General features: G+C 65.3%; 15 protein-coding genes and 5 tRNA genes. 17 read left to right on the forward strand and 3 right to left on the reverse strand.

What is annotated here, in order from left to right:
• Positions 1 to 216: 216 nt before the first annotated feature.
• The 7 genes from C7C56_RS20645 to C7C56_RS20675 all read left to right on the forward strand — a co-directional run bounded on the left by C7C56_RS20645 (position 217) and on the right by C7C56_RS20675 (position 2,340).
• Positions 217 to 293 (forward strand) — tRNA-Arg (locus C7C56_RS20645).
• 148 nt (positions 294 to 441) lie between these two features.
• A tRNA-Arg gene (locus C7C56_RS20650) sits at positions 442 to 518 on the forward strand.
• A gap of 148 nt (positions 519 to 666) precedes the next feature.
• Positions 667 to 743 (forward strand) — tRNA-Arg (locus C7C56_RS20655).
• A 148-nt stretch (positions 744 to 891) separates the two neighbouring features.
• A tRNA-Arg gene (locus C7C56_RS20660) sits at positions 892 to 968 on the forward strand.
• Positions 969 to 1,016: 48 nt separating this feature from the next.
• Entirely contained in the window at positions 1,017 to 1,301 is a 285-nt protein-coding gene (locus C7C56_RS29025; RefSeq protein ID WP_181373273.1) for a hypothetical protein, read from the forward strand.
• Positions 1,302 to 1,312: 11 nt separating this feature from the next.
• Positions 1,313 to 1,389 (forward strand) — tRNA-Arg (locus C7C56_RS20670).
• A gap of 420 nt (positions 1,390 to 1,809) precedes the next feature.
• A complete protein-coding gene (locus C7C56_RS20675; RefSeq protein WP_106759249.1) occupies positions 1,810 to 2,340 on the forward strand; it encodes an FxDxF family PEP-CTERM protein in 531 nt (176 codons plus the stop codon).
• A gap of 498 nt (positions 2,341 to 2,838) precedes the next feature.
• Here the strand turns inward: C7C56_RS20675 and C7C56_RS20680 are convergent, their stop codons facing one another.
• Positions 2,839 to 4,734, reverse strand: coding sequence for a sensor histidine kinase, YfiR-like protein-associated (locus C7C56_RS20680; protein ID WP_106759250.1), 1,896 nt, complete (start codon positions 4,732 to 4,734; stop codon positions 2,839 to 2,841).
• Positions 4,734 to 5,309 (reverse strand): TOL_0243 family YfiR-like periplasmic protein, encoded by a 576-nt coding sequence (locus C7C56_RS20685; RefSeq protein WP_181373274.1) that lies wholly within the window; start codon positions 5,307 to 5,309, stop codon positions 4,734 to 4,736. Before C7C56_RS20685 ends, C7C56_RS20680 begins: the two co-directional genes overlap by 1 nt.
• A 435-nt stretch (positions 5,310 to 5,744) precedes the next feature.
• Here C7C56_RS20685 and tnpA point away from each other — a divergent pair, with 435 nt between their 5' ends.
• The 9 genes from tnpA (at position 5,745) to C7C56_RS20725 (ending at position 14,843) form a co-directional block, all read left to right on the forward strand.
• A complete protein-coding gene (tnpA, locus tag C7C56_RS28360) occupies positions 5,745 to 6,056 on the forward strand; it encodes an IS66 family insertion sequence element accessory protein TnpA (RefSeq protein WP_146204576.1) in 312 nt (103 codons plus the stop codon).
• Entirely contained in the window at positions 6,053 to 6,394 is a 342-nt protein-coding gene (gene tnpB, locus C7C56_RS20690; protein ID WP_106759252.1) for an IS66 family insertion sequence element accessory protein TnpB, read from the forward strand. Before tnpA ends, tnpB begins: the two co-directional genes overlap by 4 nt.
• 87 nt (positions 6,395 to 6,481) lie before the next feature.
• The gene (gene tnpC / locus C7C56_RS20695; RefSeq protein ID WP_106759253.1) at positions 6,482 to 8,041 is read left to right on the forward strand and encodes an IS66 family transposase; all 1,560 of its coding nucleotides are present in this window, start codon (positions 6,482 to 6,484) and stop codon (positions 8,039 to 8,041) included.
• A 223-nt stretch (positions 8,042 to 8,264) separates the two neighbouring features.
• Entirely contained in the window at positions 8,265 to 8,684 is a 420-nt protein-coding gene (locus C7C56_RS20700; RefSeq protein WP_106759254.1) for a hypothetical protein, read from the forward strand.
• Between the two features lie 70 nt (positions 8,685 to 8,754).
• Positions 8,755 to 9,153: a type II toxin-antitoxin system RelE/ParE family toxin gene (locus C7C56_RS20705; protein ID WP_106759255.1), complete on the forward strand. Its 399-nt coding sequence runs from the start codon at positions 8,755 to 8,757 to the stop codon at positions 9,151 to 9,153.
• Positions 9,128 to 9,460 carry a helix-turn-helix domain-containing protein gene (locus C7C56_RS20710; protein WP_181373275.1) on the forward strand — a complete coding sequence of 111 codons (333 nt, stop codon included), beginning with the start codon at positions 9,128 to 9,130 and terminating at the stop codon, positions 9,458 to 9,460. The genes C7C56_RS20705 and C7C56_RS20710 overlap by 26 nt, the downstream gene beginning before the upstream one ends.
• A 237-nt stretch (positions 9,461 to 9,697) precedes the next feature.
• A complete protein-coding gene (locus C7C56_RS20715; protein WP_229458893.1) occupies positions 9,698 to 10,441 on the forward strand; it encodes a response regulator in 744 nt (247 codons plus the stop codon).
• Positions 10,442 to 10,655: 214 nt separating this feature from the next.
• Positions 10,656 to 13,526, forward strand: a complete 2,871-nt coding sequence (locus C7C56_RS20720; protein ID WP_229458894.1) for a hybrid sensor histidine kinase/response regulator — start codon at positions 10,656 to 10,658, stop codon at positions 13,524 to 13,526.
• A gap of 339 nt (positions 13,527 to 13,865) precedes the next feature.
• Positions 13,866 to 14,843, forward strand: coding sequence for a GGDEF domain-containing response regulator (locus C7C56_RS20725; RefSeq protein WP_106759257.1), 978 nt, complete (start codon positions 13,866 to 13,868; stop codon positions 14,841 to 14,843).
• Positions 14,844 to 15,104: 261 nt separating this feature from the next.
• On the opposite strand, the gene C7C56_RS20730 is transcribed toward C7C56_RS20725, so the two are convergent.
• Positions 15,105 to 15,518: a hypothetical protein gene (locus C7C56_RS20730; protein ID WP_106759258.1), complete on the reverse strand. Its 414-nt coding sequence runs from the start codon at positions 15,516 to 15,518 to the stop codon at positions 15,105 to 15,107.
• Between the two features lie 313 nt (positions 15,519 to 15,831).
• Here C7C56_RS20730 and C7C56_RS20735 point away from each other — a divergent pair, with 313 nt between their 5' ends.
• The gene (locus C7C56_RS20735; protein ID WP_106759259.1) at positions 15,832 to 17,457 is read left to right on the forward strand and encodes a response regulator; all 1,626 of its coding nucleotides are present in this window, start codon (positions 15,832 to 15,834) and stop codon (positions 17,455 to 17,457) included.
• The last annotated feature ends 65 nt before the right edge of the window (positions 17,458 to 17,522 follow it).

Genomic DNA, 17,522 nt, shown 5'->3' on the forward strand with positions numbered 1-17,522 from the left:
CGCAGCGGGAATTTACCGTGCCGCGCGCGCGGGAGCACTGGACAAGGGCGTGCGGGCCACCTATAATGCTGCTTCTCCGGCGGGGCAAGCCCCTCCGGTGGCGCAAAAACCGGCCCGCACGGCAGTCTAGCGCCACGAACAGCGGGGACGCGATGATGACGCAAGGCGCGCAAGCACTTTCGGAAACAAAGCGGAGCTGCTACAATGCTTGCTTTCGCGGCTGTAGCTCAGTTGGATAGAGTACTTGGCTACGAACCAAGGGGTCGTGGGTTCAATTCCTGCCAGCCGCACCAAAATTCGTATGTAAAAGACCCCGGGGATCGCTCCCCGGGGTCTTTTTTCATTGCGCGGACGCTTTTCGCGGCCGGCGCCGCGGCGCACCGGCGGCGGCCCATTCAGCCCTTCCGCAAACAAGGTGACTCTGCTACAATGATCGTTGTCGCGGCTGTAGCTCAGTTGGATAGAGTACTTGGCTACGAACCAAGGGGTCGTGGGTTCAATTCCTGCCAGCCGCACCAAAATTCGTATGTAAAAGACCCCGGGGATCGCTCCCCGGGGTCTTTTTTCATTGCGCGGACGCTTTTCGCGGCCGGCGCCGCGGCGCACCGGCGGCGGCCCATTCAGCCCTTCCGCAAACAAGGTGACTCTGCTACAATGATCGTTGTCGCGGCTGTAGCTCAGTTGGATAGAGTACTTGGCTACGAACCAAGGGGTCGTGGGTTCAATTCCTGCCAGCCGCACCAAAATTCGTATGTAAAAGACCCCGGGGATCGCTCCCCGGGGTCTTTTTTCATTGCGCGGACGCTTTTCGCGGCCGGCGCCGCGGCGCACCGGCGGCGGCCCATTCAGCCCTTCCGCAAACAAGGTGACTCTGCTACAATGATCGTTGTCGCGGCTGTAGCTCAGTTGGATAGAGTACTTGGCTACGAACCAAGGGGTCGTGGGTTCAATTCCTGCCAGCCGCACCAAAATTCGTAAGCAGTAAAGTTAAGCGACAAAAATAAGCGACAACGGGCTTGGAGAGCGATCTCCAGGCCCTTTTTGTTTGGCCCTGCCGGCCGGCCTTTTTGTTTGCCTTTTTGTTTGCCTTTTTGTTTGCCTTTTTGTTTGCCTTTTTGTTTGCCTTTTTGTTTGCCTTTTTGTTTGCCTTTTTGTTTGCCTTTTTGTTTGCCTTTTTGTTTGCCTTTTTGTTTGCCTTTTTGTTTGCCTTTTTGTTTGCCTTTTTGTTTGCCTTTTTGTTTGCCTTTTTGTTTGCCTTTTTGTCGCCCGGCACTTGGAGCTTGGCGACGCAGCTGTTATGATCTTGCCTGTCGCGGCTGTAGCTCAGTTGGATAGAGTACTTGGCTACGAACCAAGGGGTCGTGGGTTCAATTCCTGCCAGCCGCACCAAAATTCGTAAGTAAAATAGACCCCGGAGGGCGATCTCCGGGGTCTTTTTTTTGGCGCGGCCACATGGCCGGCGCCGCGCCCGGCCCGCGCCCGCGGCGTGCCCGGGCGCGCCGAAACGGCGCGCGGGCAAGCGGCCACCTCCGAGGATTGCCCCCTGTATTTTCGTAGGATCGACCCTACGTTCGACCAAATCGGCGCCCCGCAATTTCCACCCGTTAGCAAAAAAGCCGCCCCCTCCCCCATGGGCGCGGCTTTTTCCGCATGGACGCAAAGCAAACCATTTACGACAGGAACCGATTGCGGCGAAGCGCCGCGCGCGGCGTCGAACGGCTGATTTCGAACGGGGCTTTGCTAGCATGGAGTTCCCCGATGCTTGTTCAACCCAGGCCGCACAGCGCGGCTCATTTTTGTGAGGTTACTATGAAAAATCCAAAATCTCTGCTTGCCGCCATGGTCGTCGCGGGCGCATCGATGGCATCGTCGTTTGCTTCGGCGGCGGACATCTTCGAGCTTGAGGTGCTCGACAACAGCGCCCACTTCGGCTCGACCTTCGCCAAGGACAACAGCGGCCAATCGTTCTCGGACCGCTTCGTGTTCGAGGTCACGAACGTGCCGCACGACCTCGACGCGATCGTCTCCTCGATCGGCCGCACCGCCGGCATGGGGCTCAACATCACGGGCCTGAACGTGTACCAGAACGACGGTTCGCTGGTGGCGTCTGGCACCTCGACGCAGACCGGGGCAACCGACGTCTGGACCGTGAGCACCGACAACCTCGCGCTGGGCAGCTACTACCTGGGCGTGTCGGGCCAGATGGCGGGCGACACGGGCGGCAGCTTCGGCGGCGCGGTGATGCTCGCGCCGGTGCCGGAGCCGGCCACCTACGGCATGCTGCTCGGCGGGCTCGGCCTGCTCGGCTTCATGGCGCGCCGGCGCAAGGGCATCAAGTAGGCCCGGAAGGCCGGGCGCCGGCGGCCAAGGCCGGCAGGCGCGCGGGCCGAAGCGCCCATGGGGCCTGCCGGCACCAGACGGTCGAAACGGCAGGTTGCGCGGGCGCTTCCCTGAGTCCGGCCCGGGTGCGTGCCGGGCCTGGGGAGTCGAAGCGGAGTCGAAGTAAAACAAGCGCTGGACGAGGACGGGTTTTGGCGCTTTCGCGTGCCAATTTCGCGTGCCATTGGCCTACCATTGGCGTTCCATTGGCGCGCCATCGCCGGGAAGGCGGCGAAATCGGGACCGTCCAGCGCTTTTTTGCCGCCGCCGATCCCGAGCCCGGCGAGTTCCCGGACCTAGGAGCCTGTCGGACTTAAGATCGTCGGCTGCAAAAAGTGCCGGACGGTCCATATTTCGCCGCTTTCTCGGCCAATAGCTCGCTATTGGCACTGCGAAATCGTCAAAATCTGTCCTCGTCCAGCACTTTTTTCGCTTCGACTCCCTAAGCCCCAGAGCCTCCTAGCTCCGGACTTTTTTGAGCGTGCCGCGGTTGCCCAGGATTTCCTCGATCTGCTCGAAGCGCACCGGCTTGACCATGTGGTGGTCGAAGCCGGCCTCGAAGGCGAGCTGGCGGTCCTTCTCCTGGCCCCAGCCGGTCACCGCCGTGAGCACCGTATGTTCGCCACTGGGCAGACGCCGGATGCTGCGCGCAAGGTCGTAGCCGGACATGCCCGGCAGGCCGATGTCGAGGAAGGCGTAGTCGGGGAAGAAGCGCGTCGCCGCCGTCAGGGCGTCGGTGCCGTTGTGGGTGATCACCACGCTGTGGCCCATGGCCGAGAGCAGCGCGCCGATGCTGTTGACGAAGTCGACGTTGTCGTCGGCGAGCAGGATGCGGAACGCCTCGGCGCTGATCAGCGAGGCCGGGATGGTCTTGGCCGGCGGCTCGGGCGCGACCACGATCGGCAGGCGCACCGCGAAGCGGCTGCCCTTGCCCACGCCGTCGCTGTGGGCCTCGATGCCGCCGCCGTGCAGCTCGACGAGCTTGCGCGCCAGCGACAGGCCCACGCCGAGGCCGGCGTTGCTGCGCTCGAGCGTCGAATCGACCTGCACGAACATCTCGAACACATGCGCCAGCATGTCGGGCGCGATGCCGATGCCGTCGTCGGCGACCTCGATCAGCAGCGCGTTGTCCTCGACCCGCGCGTCGAGGCGCACGTGGCCGCCGCGGTTAGTGTACTTGGCCGCGTTGTTGAGCAGGTTCGACAGGATCTGCGCCAGCCGGGTGGCGTCGCCGTGCAGGAACACCGGGCGGTCGGGCAGCGTGATGGCCAGCTCGTGGCCGTGCAGCTCGATGGTCGAGCGCACCACCTCGAGCGCGTCGTTGACGACCGCCTTCAGTTCGACCCGCCCCATCTTGATGGCGAACTTGCCGGTGTTGATGCGCGAGACGTCGAGCAGGTCGTCGACCAGCCGCACCATCTGGCGCAGCTGGCGCTCCATGATGTCGGTGGCGCGCTCGGTGGCGTTGGCGTCGCCGCTGCGAATGCGCAGGATGTCGAGCCCGGTGCGGATCGGCGCGAGCGGGTTGCGCAGCTCGTGCGCGAGCGTGGCCAGGAACTCGTCCTTGCGGCGGTCGGCCAGCAACAGGGCCTGCTCGGCGCCCTGGCGCACCCGCATCTCGTGCTCGAGCGTGCGGTTGGCGTCCTGCAGCGCGTGCGCGCGCCGGCCCAGCTCGCCGAGCATGTCGTTGAAGGCGGCCACCAGCACCCCGATCTCGCCGCCGTCGTGGCCCGGCACGCGCAGGCTGAAATCGCGCCGCTGCATCACCTCGCGCGCCACGTGCGTGACCGCCTCGAGCGGACGGGTGATGGCGCGCTGCAGGCGCGTGGCCACCAGCGCCGCGATCCCGAGCGAGGCCAGCAGCACCGCGCCGAGGATGGTCGCGTAGTTGGCCAGCCGCTCGACCACGCCGAGGCGCGCGCGCAGGTACACCGTGCCGACCATCTCGCCGTCGTCCATGACCTTGTGCCAGACCTCGATCTCGCCGCCCTCGACGCGGTGGCCGTGGCGGCCCGGCGCGGGCGGCAATCCGGTGCCGCCGGGTCCGCCCCGCAGGTACGAGGCGAAGCGCATGCCGGAGGCGCCGTACAGCGCGGCGGCCTGGATTTGCGGGCGCACCCGCAACAGCGCCAGGCTCTGCTGGGCGGTGCGGGCGTCGTTGAACACGAGCGCCGGCGCGGTCACGCTGGCGATGATGTCGGCCTGGGTGGTGAGGTCGTCGATCCAGTAGCGCTGGAAGGTGCGCAGGTCGTACAGCAGCATCGCCAGCGAGGCCGACAGGAGCGCCACGAAGGTCGTCGAGACCGCCATGATGACCAGTTTGCTGCGGACCGTGCCGGCGTCGTGCAAGGGCATTATGGCCCCGCCCTGTGGACCAGGCTGGCCACCGTCAGCAGGCGCGAACTGAGTTTGATGTTGTGGCGTTCGGCCGCCTCGAGCGAGACGTCGAAGCGGACCCGCCGGCCGACGATCTTGAAATTGATGACACTGCCGTGCTGCAGGCAGTTTTCGCACTCGGTCACGGCCAGCAGGCGGGCCGGTCCGGCCGCCTTGAGCAGGCCCAGCACGCGCCGCTGGTCCCAGCCGGGCACGAACAGCAGGTGCACGCCGTCGACGGCCTCGTTCTCGCGCAGCGTCCTGACGGTGACGGGGCGCTGGCCGACCGTGCGCCCGGCCACGATCCAGGCCAGCTCGGCGGCGATGTCGTCGGTGCCGAGCACGCCGATGGTCACCGGCGCGGTCGGGTCGTCGAAGGCGCCCGCCGGAAACTCGGCGTAGCTGAGGAATTTATACAGGAAGGCGGCCTTGACGCTGCGCTCGAGGCTGGCGTTGACCGGGACCGCCTGGGCGCGCGCGCACGGCGCGCCGAGCGCGGCCCAAGCGGCCATGCCGGCAAACAGGGATCGGGACCAGCGGTGGCGCGCGCTCATGGACCGTCCGGACGGCGCATGGTCGCCGACGCGGGCGCGGGCGCGCGGCGTGGTGCCGGATTCGATTGTGGTGGCGATCGCATGACTTGCTATCCTAGAACATTTTCTTAAATGAACAAAGGCGCGCACGATCCCACACGTGGAAAAACTCAACATTTTTGCAATATGCGCACAAACGCCCGGTCCGCCTGCCCGGTCCAGCGACCTTATAAGAAATTTTGATGACTGTCATCACAAATGGCAATTTGATTTATGGCTGGCGATGCTTCATCCTTGCCTTGTCTCCTCTATCTTCTTCCAAGAAAATAGATTCAGCCCGCTCCCGCAGCGGGCTTTTTTTTGTCTGCGGGTGTTAATAAGTAAGCGTTTAGCCCAGCCACCTGTTCTTTGAATCCATGGAGGCGCATCCTTGTTGCTTTCCAACGAGGAGCAGTTATGACATCGAATCCATCATCCCCGACCTCTCCCGACGAATGGGCCCAGCACGTAACGGCATGGCGCACAAGCAAGCTGACGCGGGCGGAGTGCTGCCGCCAGCACGGTTTGAAGTTCAACATCTTCCTGTACCGAATCAACCGCCAACAAAATGCTCTCGCCAAGACGCTGACGCTCATTCCTGTCAGCATCGATAAGGCGCCGCCTTCCCGTGGTGACATGTTGTTGCGCAGCCCCCAAGGTTGGTCGTTGTCGATGTCGGCTGACGTGTCAGCGGCGTGGCTTGGGCAGTTGCTTGGAGCGTTGTCATGATCCCCAAACCAAGCCAGGTGTGGTGCGCCGTCGAAGCCGTGGACATGCGCATGGGAATGGATGGCTTGTCGCTGCGTGTGCAACAGGCTTTGGGCAGGGCGCCCTGCGATGGTTCGGCCTACGCGTTTCGCAATCGGCGCGGGAACCGGCTCAAGTTGCTGGTCTGGGACGGCACCGGCGTCTGGTTGTGCCAGCGGCGTCTGCATCAAGGCAGTTTCGTCTGGCCGAAGGCCGGCGACGCGGTCTGCTCGCTGTCGGAAACACAGTGGGACTGGCTCACCGCAGGGGTCGACTGGACGCGTCTGACCGTGGCCGATACGCGCGCCTGGGTGCTGTGAAAATGGCGTTCATGCTCGGTCTGAAACTGATGGGAAAACCCCTTGTTTTATCTGGTTGTTTCATAGATAAAATGGTAGAATTTACGCATGGAATTAAGCGACGATTTGGCCCGATTGAGCACCGATCCGACACTCCCGAAATGGATTTCGGAGGTGGCCGACCGCTTGGTCAAGGAAGCGCAAAAGACGGCCCGCTTGAACGCCGAGCTGCACAACGCAAACATCAAAATCCAGGCGCTCACGCTCGAGCTGGCGCATCACCGGCGCATGCGCTTCGGCGCCAAGTCCGAGGCACTCTCAGCCGATCATCGCGACCTGTTCCAGGAAACCTGGGAATCGGATCTGGCCGAACTGGAAGCCATGGTCGATGCGCAGGTCGAGGTCGCAGCGCCAAAGAAGCAACGCGCGCGCGCCGGCCGCCAGCCGCTTCCCGACCACCTCGAACGCGTGGTGCACCTGCACGAGCCGGACTCGTGCACCTGCGGCCAATGCGGCGGCGCGCTGGTCAAAATCGGCGAGGACATCACGGAACAACTCGATGTGGAGCCGGCGCGTTTCTTCGTGCACCGCCACATTCGGCCCCAATATGCCTGCCGCCCCTGCGAAACCATCACCGCGGCGTTCATCGCGCCGGCGATCATCGATGGCGGCATCGCCGCGCCCGGTTTGCTGAACTGGATCGCCGTCAGCAAGTTCGTCGACCATCTGCCGCTGTACCGGATCGAGCAAATCGCCGCGCGCGACAACGTGCCGCTGCCGCGCTCGAACCAGTCCGAATGGGTGGGCAAGATCGGCGTTGCGTTGCAACCGCTGGCCGACCGCATGAGTCACTTCCTGCGCCAGCGCGACGTGCTCCATGCCGACGAAACGCCGGTGGCGCAACTCGATCCTGGCAAAGGAAAAACCAAGAAAGCCTATCTGTGGGCGTACCGCAGTTGCGACCTGGAGGACGGGCCGCCCATTGTCGTGTTCGACTACCAGCCCGGGCGCAGTGGACAGTTCGTGCGCGACTATCTGCAAGGATGGCAGGGGCACCTCATGGTTGACGATTTCAGTGGCTATAAAGCGCTGTTCCGTGCCGGCGTGATCGAGCTCGGTTGCTGGGCGCACGCGCGCCGCAAGCTGTTCGATTTGTTCGTGGCCAACAAGAGTCCCGTTGCTGAGCAGGCATTGAAATGGATCGCCACCTTGTATGGGATCGAAAAGGCCGGCAAGGATCTGGATGCGCCGGCGCGCCTGCTGCTGCGCCAGCAGGAGGCGAAGCCGGTGTTGGCTTCGTTCGAGGCATGGCTGACCGCGGTGCGCCTGACGGTCGCTCCCGGCAGCAGCACCGCCAAGGCGCTCGACTACACGATTCGTCGCTGGCCGGCGCTCATCCGCTATGCCGACAGCGGCACACTGCCGATCGATAACAATGCCGTCGAGAACACAATTCGCCCGCTCGCAATCGGGAAAAAGAACTGGCTCTACGCCGGCTCTGAGCGCGCCGGACGCCGCGCCGCCGCGATTCAATCCCTGCTGGGGACCGCCAAACTGAACGGCCTCGATCCGGCTGCCTGGCTCAAAAGCACCCTGGAAAAATTGCCGACCTGTCGCAACAGCGACATCGACGACTTGCTTCCATTCCGGCGTATCAAATCAGCCTGAACTGACTCTGGAAGATGGTAGCGTTGGACGCTTAATAATAAGCAGGGTGGCCCATTCCCATTGAAATCAAAAGGTTACATCCGATTTCGCCTCGATGCACCAAGAAATTAGACGCTTTGCATTTCCCCCACTGCTCCGTCGCCCCGTCCATACACTCCCCCCCGCATCGCACCGTTACGATGCTTCTCACCGGCCCACGCACCGTTGCAGGGGGGAATGTACCGTGGATAGCCTGCGTCGCGCTGAAGAGACGGCCCTCGACGCCAAGCTCGAGAAAGTTTTGCAGGAAGCCCTGACCGATGGTCCAGCGGCGCCCATGACAATGGAAGAATCTATCCGCGCGGGCAACGCCGCCATGAAGCAAGGGCGCGAGAACGCGGCAAAGACGCTCCTCGACCGCATCACGCGCAACGAGCTTATTACTGAAGAAGAGTTCGCGAAACGACTGGGTGTCTCGTGCATGTGGATTGCCGGTGCGCTCGCGGACGGCCGGCTGTTCTATTTCCTCGGCCCGGATGAAGTCAAATATTTTGCGGCGTTCTACGGTGACACCACCCTCGACCGTCGGGCCTTGGAATCCCATCAAAAACGCCACCGGCGAGGCTCAAATCTTGTTAGAAATAGACCTACGTTAAAATGTTGAGATCCCTTGCGGTAACGTGCCTGCACCAAGCCGAAAACTGTAGCACCATGTGCTATAATTTGAGGAACGAATGAGTGATAAAAGAGTGTTCAAAACAAAGACATTTGCGCGATGGGCCAAAAAGGCCATCTCGGACGACCTGCTTTTCCAAGTTGCGCGTGAGATCGAACGTGGTGAGTTTGAAACTGACTTAGGTCAAGGTGTTTGCAAAAAGCGAATTGCCTTACCTGGTCAGGGAAAGCGTGGCTCGGTCCGTTCCCTGGTAGCAAAACAACATAAATCAGCGATTTTCTTCCTTGCTGGTCGGACAAAGAGTGACCCAGGAACAGATTTCTCCCCAAAGGAGGAGGAAGCCGCAAAAGTCGTGGGTAAGGGCTTGCAGGCGGCCGATCTTGAAAGGCTTGAAACATTGAAGATCAACGGCGTTCTAACGGAGATTTGCCATGAGCAAGAAAACAAACGCGGATAGTCGTGTTCTGCGCGAACTACTGGAGACGGCGGCAGACCTGAGCGCATATGGTCTTGTGTCCAAGGCTGACATGGCGCGCATGAATGCATTCTGCGTAGCTCCGCCCGAATATTCCCCGCAACGTGTCGTAGCAATTCGAACAGGTGTCGCAAGGATGAGTCAGCAAGTGTTCGCGTCGATTCTCAATGTGAGCGTTTCCACGGTTCAGAAGTGGGAGTCGCCCTCAGCGGCAAAGCACCCAAGCGGAGCCGCCGCAAAGTTGCTGCATATTGTAGAGACCAAGGGCATTGAAGCAATCATCGCCTGAGCCATCTCGGGCCCATCATTATCAATGGCGCCGCGCAGGCCGCTGCCAACAAACCGGTCCCGCCCCGGGTCCTCAACTGCTTGCCCTTCCCCCGCCCCTGGACCGCATGCCGCGCGCGGCCCAACGACGGCCGGCCATGTCAGTCTTGCATGGCGCTTGCCCAAGCACATTTAGTGTACGATCCCGCGAGTGCGCGCCGCGTCGGCGCCCCCCGTCCACACAATCATACGATACCTTATGCCCCCATCCGGCCCCCTGCCCGACCCCACCGCCACCGACCGCGATAGCGATAGCGCCACCCCGGGCGAACGCGCGCACTGGTCGCCCGCGCGGCGGGTGGCGGACGACATCGCGCGCCATTCGCCGCTGCCGATGCTGCTGCTGTGGGGGCGCGAACATGCTTCTGTGAACAACGCGGCCCACGCCGCCCTGGCCGCCGGCGGCGCGTTGCCGGACTTGCCGCCCGCGCCGCTGGCCGCCGCCTGGCGGGGACAACCGCAGCGGGTCGCGGCCGGCGCCTTCGAACTGTACCTGACGCCGTTGCGCGAGGACGAGACGGTGTCCGGCGTGCTGTGCTCGTTCGCGGCGGCGCCCGCCGACACGCCCGCGCCCGCGCCCGCCACCGCCCGCCTGCGCGTGCTGGTGGTCGAGGACAACATCGACTCCCAATACCTGGTCTGCGAAATGCTCAAGGCCTTCGGCCACGACGCCGACGGCGTGGGCAGCGCCGAACAGGCGCTGCCGATGCTGCCCGCGTCGGCCTACGACGTGCTGTTCACCGACGTCAGCCTGCCCGGCATGTCGGGGGTCGAACTGGCGCGCCAGGCGATCGCCGCGCAGCCGTCCCTGCACGTGGTGTTCGCGTCCGGCTACGGCGGGGCCCTGCTGCGCCACGTCGAGTTTCCCTTCGTCTCCCTGCAAAAACCCTACGAGATCGAGCAGCTGCAGGCGGCGTTGGCCGCGTTCGGCCCGGCCGGCTGACGCGGCCAACCGTGTGGCGGCGGAGCGCGTCGCTGCGCTAGAATTTGATGTCAGGCTTGCTGGAGCGTAAAACGGGACCACCCCGGGCCGCTCCCGCGCGGCCTCCACGAACCACATCGACGATGACCCCGACACCGACCCGCAGCCGCTCCCGGTGTCGCGCCGCCCACGAGGCCCGGCACGCCAGCGCGGGCCCGGCCCCCCGGGAGCGCTCTTGAGCACCCTCGCCCACACCATCGACGAGCTCGCCGACGGCTTCCTCACGCTCGACGCCGAGTGGCGCATCAGCTACATCAACCGGCGCGCGCGGCAGTTGCTCGCCCGCGCCGACGGCGCGGGCGGCGAGGCGCGCGGCCAGCGCCTGTGGGACGCGTTTCCCGACCTGCGCGCGAGCGCGCTCGAAAGCGGGCTGCGCCGCGCGCGCGCGCTCGGCCAGGCCGGCAGCTTCGAGTTCTACCATGTGGGGTGCGGCCGCTGGTTCGGGCTGCGCGCCTACCCGGCCGACGGCGGCGTGAGCTGCGCGATCCGCGACATCAGCGCGCGCAAGGCCGACGAGGCGGCGGTGCTGGCCGGCAGCAAGCGGCTGCAGGTGGCGCTCGCGGCCGGCCGCCTCGGCGACTGGCGCTGGGACGCGCTGGCCGACCGCATCACGCTGGGCGCGCGCGCGGCCGACATCTTCGGCCTGCCGGCCGAGCTGCCGCTGGCGTGGCCGCAGTTGCGCGAGCGCATCGCCGAGGGCGACCGCGAAATGGTCCGCAACGAATTCCTGCAAGCCTTCGTCGAGCACGGCGAGCTCGACCTCGAATGCCGGATCGAGCGCCCCGGCGCCGGCCAGCTGTGGGTGGCGCTGGTCGGGCGCGGCGACTACGACGGCAACAACACGGTGCTCGGCATGACCGGCGTGCTGCAGGACATCTCCACCCGCAAGAGCGCCGAGGACACCCTGCGCCAGAGCGAGGAGGTGCTGCGCGCGCTGGCCAACGCGATCCCGCAGCTGGCCTGGATGGCGCAGGCCGACGGCAACATCGTCTGGTTCAACAAGCGCTGGTACGAATACACCGGCAGCTCGCCCGACCAGGTGGTCAACTGGGGCTGGCAGAGCACGCTCGACCCGGCCGCCGTGCCCCACGTGCTGCAGCGCTGGCACGAGTCGCTGCGCACCGGCGATCCGTTCGAGATGGAGTACCCGATCCGCGGCGCCGACGGCCAGTACCGCTGGTTCCTCACGCGCGTCAACGCGGTGCGCGACCGCCACGGGCACGTGGTGCGCTGGTTCGGCACCAACACCGACGTCGACCAGGTCAAGCGCGCCCAGCAGGCGCTGCGCGACGAGTCGAACGTGCTCGAACTGCTCAACAGCACCGGCACCGCGCTGGCCACCCAGCGCGACCTGCGCTCGCTGCTGCAGGTCGTCACCGACGCCGCCACCAACGTCAGCGGCGCGCGCTTCGGCGCCTTTTTCTACCGCGGCAAAGACGGCGACGGCGACCTGTCCACACTCTACACCCTGTCCGGCGCCTCGCCCGACGAGTTCGAGCGCTTCGGCTTTCCGCGCGACACCGCCCTGTTCGGCCCCAGCCTGCGCGGCGAGGGCGTGCTGCGCTCGGACGACATCACGCGCGAGCCGCTTTACGGCCAGAACGGGCCCCACTTCGGCATGCCCGAGGGCCACCCGGCGCTGCGCAGCTATCTGGCCGTGCCCGTCATCGCGCGCTCGGGCGAGGTGCTCGGCAGCCTGTTCCTGGGCCACCCCGAGGCCGCCATCTTCACCGAGCGCACCGAGCGCATCGTCGGCGGCATCGCCGCCCAGGCCGCCGTGGCGATCGACAACACGCGCCTCTACGAGGCGGCCCAGCAGGCCGCCGAGGAGCGCAAGGTGCTGCTCGAGAGCGAGCGCCTCGCGCGCGCCGAGGCCGAGCGCACCAGCCAGATGAAGGACGAGTTCCTGGCCACCCTCTCGCACGAGCTGCGCACCCCGCTGTCGGCCATCCTCGGCTGGGCCCAGGTGCTGCGCCGCGGCAGCCGCGACCAGGCCGACCTGCAGCGCGGCCTGCAGACCATCGAGCGCAACGCGCGCGCCCAGGCGCAACTGATCGAGGACTTGCTCGACATGAGCCGCATCACCTCGGGCAAGGTGATGCTCGACATGCAGACGGTGGCGCCGTCGGTGTTCATCGACGCCGCCATCGAAACAGTGCGCCCGGCGGCCGACGCCAAGAACATCCGCCTCGAGAAGCACTACGCGCCCGACGCCGCCGCGATCGCGGGCGACCCGGCCCGGCTGCAGCAGGTGATCTGGAACCTGCTCTCGAACGCGATCAAATTCACCCCGCGCGACGGCCTGGTGCGCATCACCCTGACCGGCGGCGCGCCCGGCGCCGACGCCGGCCCGGTGCGCATCTCGGTGCACGACAGCGGGGTCGGCATCGCGCCCGGCTTCATGGCCCATGTGTTCGAGCGCTTCCGCCAGGCCGACGCCTCGACCACCCGGCAGCACGGCGGGCTGGGGCTGGGACTGTCGATCGTCAAGCACCTGGTCGAGCAGCACGGCGGCACGGTCGAGGTGAGCAGCGCCGGGCCCGACCAGGGCGCCAGCTTCACGATCGAGCTGCCGGCGGCGAGCCAGGCGGCGCCGTCGGCGCGCAGCGGGCGCGCGCCCTACCACCCGCCCGCCCCGCTCGCGCCCGAACTGCTGCTGCGCGACCTGTCCGGGGTCAGGGTGCTGGTGGTCGACGACGAGCCCGACGCGCGCGAACTGATCCACCGGATCCTGAGCGACTGCCACGCCAGCGTCAGCACGGCGGGCGGCGCGGTCGAGGCGCTGGCCCGCATGCGCAAGGACCACTTCGACGTGCTCGTGAGCGACCTCGGCATGCCCGACATCGACGGCTTCGCGTTGCTGTCGCTGGTGCGCGCGCTCGGCCCCGAGGGCGGCGGCGCCGTCCCGGCCGTGGCGCTGACCGCGTTCGCGCGCTCCGAGGACCGGGTGCGCGCGCTCACGGCCGGCTTCGCGGCCCACATCGCCAAGCCGGTCGAGCCGGTCGAGCTGATCGCCGCGGTGGCGCGGCTGGTCGCGCCGGGCTGAGAGGCTGAGGCGCCGCCCGCCACCACCGGGTGCCAGGCCGGCGTCCCGGCGCATGTGGCATAACGTCAATTCTTTTTATTGACATTCAGCCAATATGTGCTATTCATAGACGTGGAGCATATTTAATTAATCCAACGCAACACATTGGCCCCGGATTTCCTACTTTTAAACGCGGCGATGTCCTACAAGAAATTATTTCGGATTTGTTACACTGTGTGCAGTTCCGACGGCCCCGCATCCGCCTTCGCAGCAAGTGCGAAGCACCCACGCCGGCCGTGGCCCTGTTTTTCGGCGGGACCGCCAAGGGGCTGTTAATGTTGCTGAGATTGAGACCACCGCATGCCTAGCAGAGAAGACATATTGAACGCGAAGATATTGGTGGTTGACGACTCCGCCGACAATATCGACCTGATGGAAGAGATCCTGCGCGAAGAGGGTTACCGCTGCGTCAGTTCGACCATGCTGCCGGAGACCGTCTGCCCGCTGCACCGCCAGCACTGCTACGACCTGATCTTGCTCGACCTGCAGATGCCCGGCCTGAACGGCTTCCAGGTCATGAAGGGCCTCAAGGAGATCGAGCAAGGCGGCTACCTGCCGGTGCTGGCCCTGACGGCGCAACCGAGCTTCAAGATCGCCGCGCTCGAGGCGGGCGCGCGCGACTTCATCAGCAAACCGTTCGACCTGCTCGAGGTGCACAAGCGCATCCACAACATGCTCGAGGTGCGCCTGCTGTACCGCGAACTGGCCCAATACAGCAAGGCCCAGCAGGAACTGGCGCTGCACGACGCGCTCACGGGCCTGCCGAACCGTCGCCTGCTCGAGGACCGCATCGAGACCACGCTCCAGCACGCCAACCGCAACCACCACAAGGCGGCCATCATGTACCTCGACCTCGATGGCTTCAAGGCGATCAACGACACCTACGGCCACGCCTATGGCGACGAGGTGCTCAAGATCGTGGCCCAGAGGCTGGTCGCGTCGTCGCGCAAGGAAGACACGGTCGCGCGCCTCGGCGGCGACGAATTCATGGTCGTGTTGGGGGATGTGAGCAGCTTGTCGGACGTCCAGGGACCGGCCGCCAAGCTGGTCGAGGCGGTGTTGGAGCCGTTTTTCATCAACGATCTGACGCTTCAATTGTCGACCAGCATCGGCATCAGCATCTATCCGGACGACGCCGAAACGGTCGAGGCGCTGATCAGCATCGCCGACTATGCCTTGTACGAGGCCAAGCGCGGCGGCAAAAACCGTTATTGCGCGACCTCGGGCAAAGCGCCGCAAGCGGCGCTGGACGAGGCGCGCACGGCCACCAGTCGTTAGCGGCGCAGTCGTTGGCGGCGCAACCCGATCACCTTCAGTTGAACGATCGCCTTCAGTTGAACGCGGCCCGTCCGTATCGACGGGCCGCGTTCACGTCTGGCGCCCACGCTCAATCACGTGGAGGGCCGCGCCGATTGCGCGCTTGCCACGCGCGTGCCGCGTGTGGCGTTTATTTCTTGCATGCCACCCGCGTGCCACGGGTCACTTGCGTGGCTTGCGTGGCTTGCGTGGCTTGCGTGGCTTGCCTGTGGCTCGCGTTGCCTACTTGGCGTTGCGGCTGTCGGCCGCCTTGCAATTTTCTTCGATCGCGCCGGCGCCTTGGTGGTCGGTGTGAGCGTCGACTTTTTCGGGCGCGACTTCGATGCGCGTGATGCCGGAATCGACCGAGATCGGATCGCTGGCGGGAAAGGTCATTTCGACCGCCTCGTCGAGCAGCGTCTCACGGGCCACCTGTTCGGTGGTGTCGGCCTCGCCGGCGGCCAGGGCCTGGATAGCGCACGCCCATTTGACGAACTTGAGGTCGGCCAGTTCGCCGATGGTGTTGACGCCGAAGGCCTTGGCCAGCAGCTTGGCGTCGGCGGCGCTGACGCCGCGCAGCGCGTTGACGGGGGATTCGACGAGGTCGCGCAGGCATTTGCCTGCATACGCGTCGTCAATGATTGCATTGATATTCATGGTGGTCCTTTCGGGTGGGGATTGAAGCGGTGGTGCGGGCCTGCGGCCGGCGCGGTGACCGGATTGTCCTTGCTGCATGCGCCGTTGCGCGAGCGTCAATCTGGACTCGGTGTCACTATGTCACAGCGCCCCCCATGCCGTATGTGCGGCAGCGTACGTTGTGTGAACGCGGGGCGGCGCACGCTTGCCTTTTGACATCGGATTACCCGGTTGCTATGATTGTCGCCATTGGGCAAGCAGCGTCAACGACTCCCCATGTCCGTGGGCAAAGCGCCCGCCCAGGGACGCCGCTCTCTATCGCAGCAGGAACCACGTGCTCAAAATCGAAAAACCAAAAATCCTGGTCGTCAACGACGACGCTGCAAGCCTGCTGGCACTGACCAGCCTGCTTGACATGTGGGCCGATGAAACCAATTACGAGGTGCTCGCCGCGCGCTCCGGCCAGGAGGCCCTGCGCCAGGTGCTGCTGCACGACTTCGCCGTGATTTTGCTCGACGTTAACATGCCCGGCATGGACGGCTTCGAGACCGCCGAGGCGATCCACCAGCGCGCCCGCTCGGCCGACATTCCGATCATTTTCGTGACGGCCTTTTTGGCCGACGAAATTGACCGCCTGAAAGCCTACCAGCGCGGCGCCGCCGATTTTTTGTTCACCCCGGTGATCCCGCAGATCCTGCAGGCCAAGGTCAGCGTGTTCGTGGCGCTGGCGACCAAGAACGAGGAACTCAAGCGCCAAGCCGCCAAGCTGAGCCAGCGCAGCACCGAACTGAGCGCCACCAACAAGCGCCTCACGCGCGAGATGGAGGAGCGCCAGGCGGCCGAGCGCAAGAACAACGCCAAGGACGAATTCCTCGCCATGCTCGGCCATGAGCTGCGCAACCCGCTCAGCGCGATCAGCAGCGCCGCCTCGCTGATCGGCATGCAGGGCGCCGGCGCCGACACCGTGACCCGGGCCAAGGCGATCATCCAGCGCCAGAGCCAGCACCTGAGCCGCATCGTCGACGACCTGCTCGACCTGTCACGCGCCATGTCGGGCAAGATCTTGCTGGCGCACCAGCCGGTCGACGTCGGCGCGATCGTCTCGGCCTGCCTCGACACCTTCAAGGCCACCGGCCGCAGCTCACCCTACAGCCTGACGGTCGAGCTGAGCCCGGGCTGGGTCAGCGGCGACCCGACCCGCATCGAACAGGTCGCCACGAACCTGATCGACAACGCTCTCAAGTACACCCAGGCGGGAGGCAGCATCGCCATCTCGGTGGCGCCGGCCGGCAACGACATCGTGCTCACGGTGCGCGACTCGGGGGTCGGCATCTCGGCCGACCTGCTGCCGCAGGTGTTCGACGTGTTTGTGCAGGGAACCATCACGCTGGAGCGCTCACAGGGCGGGCTCGGCATCGGCCTGGCGCTGGTGCGCCGCCTCGTGGAGCTGCACGGCGGCAGCGTCAGCGCGCACAGCGACGGCGCCAACCTCGGCAGCACCTTCGCGATCCGGCTGCCGGCCACGCAGGCGGCCACGCTGCCGGTGCCGGTGGCGCTGCAGTTGCCGGGAGAACCGGCCAAGCCGACGCTGCTGCTGATCGAGGACAACGACGACGGGCGCGAGATGATGGCGACCATGCTCGGCGCCTACGGCTACCCGGTCGAACACGCGGCCGACGGCATCGAGGGCGTGCGCAAGGCGTTGACGCTGCGCCCGCAGGTGGCGCTGGTCGACATCGGCCTGCCCGGCATCGATGGCTACGAGGTCGCGCGGCGCCTGCGCGCCAACGAGCTCACGCGCAATATCAAGCTCATCGCGCTGACCGGCTACGGCCTGGCCGAGGACCAGCGGCGGGTGCTCGAGGCGGGCTTCGACATGCATCTGGTGAAGCCGGTCGCGATCCAGAACCTGCTCGACGCGATCGACCAGTGCGCCGACGCCGAAACCAACGCCGGCTGAGAGGCTGAGAGGCCCGGCGCTTGTCAGAGCGCTTTTTGCGGCCGACGATTTTGCGTCCGGCGCGC

Origin of the sequence: Massilia glaciei, assembly GCF_003011895.2 — a bacterium.
Taxonomy (GTDB): domain Bacteria; phylum Pseudomonadota; class Gammaproteobacteria; order Burkholderiales; family Burkholderiaceae_D; genus Telluria_A; species Telluria_A glaciei.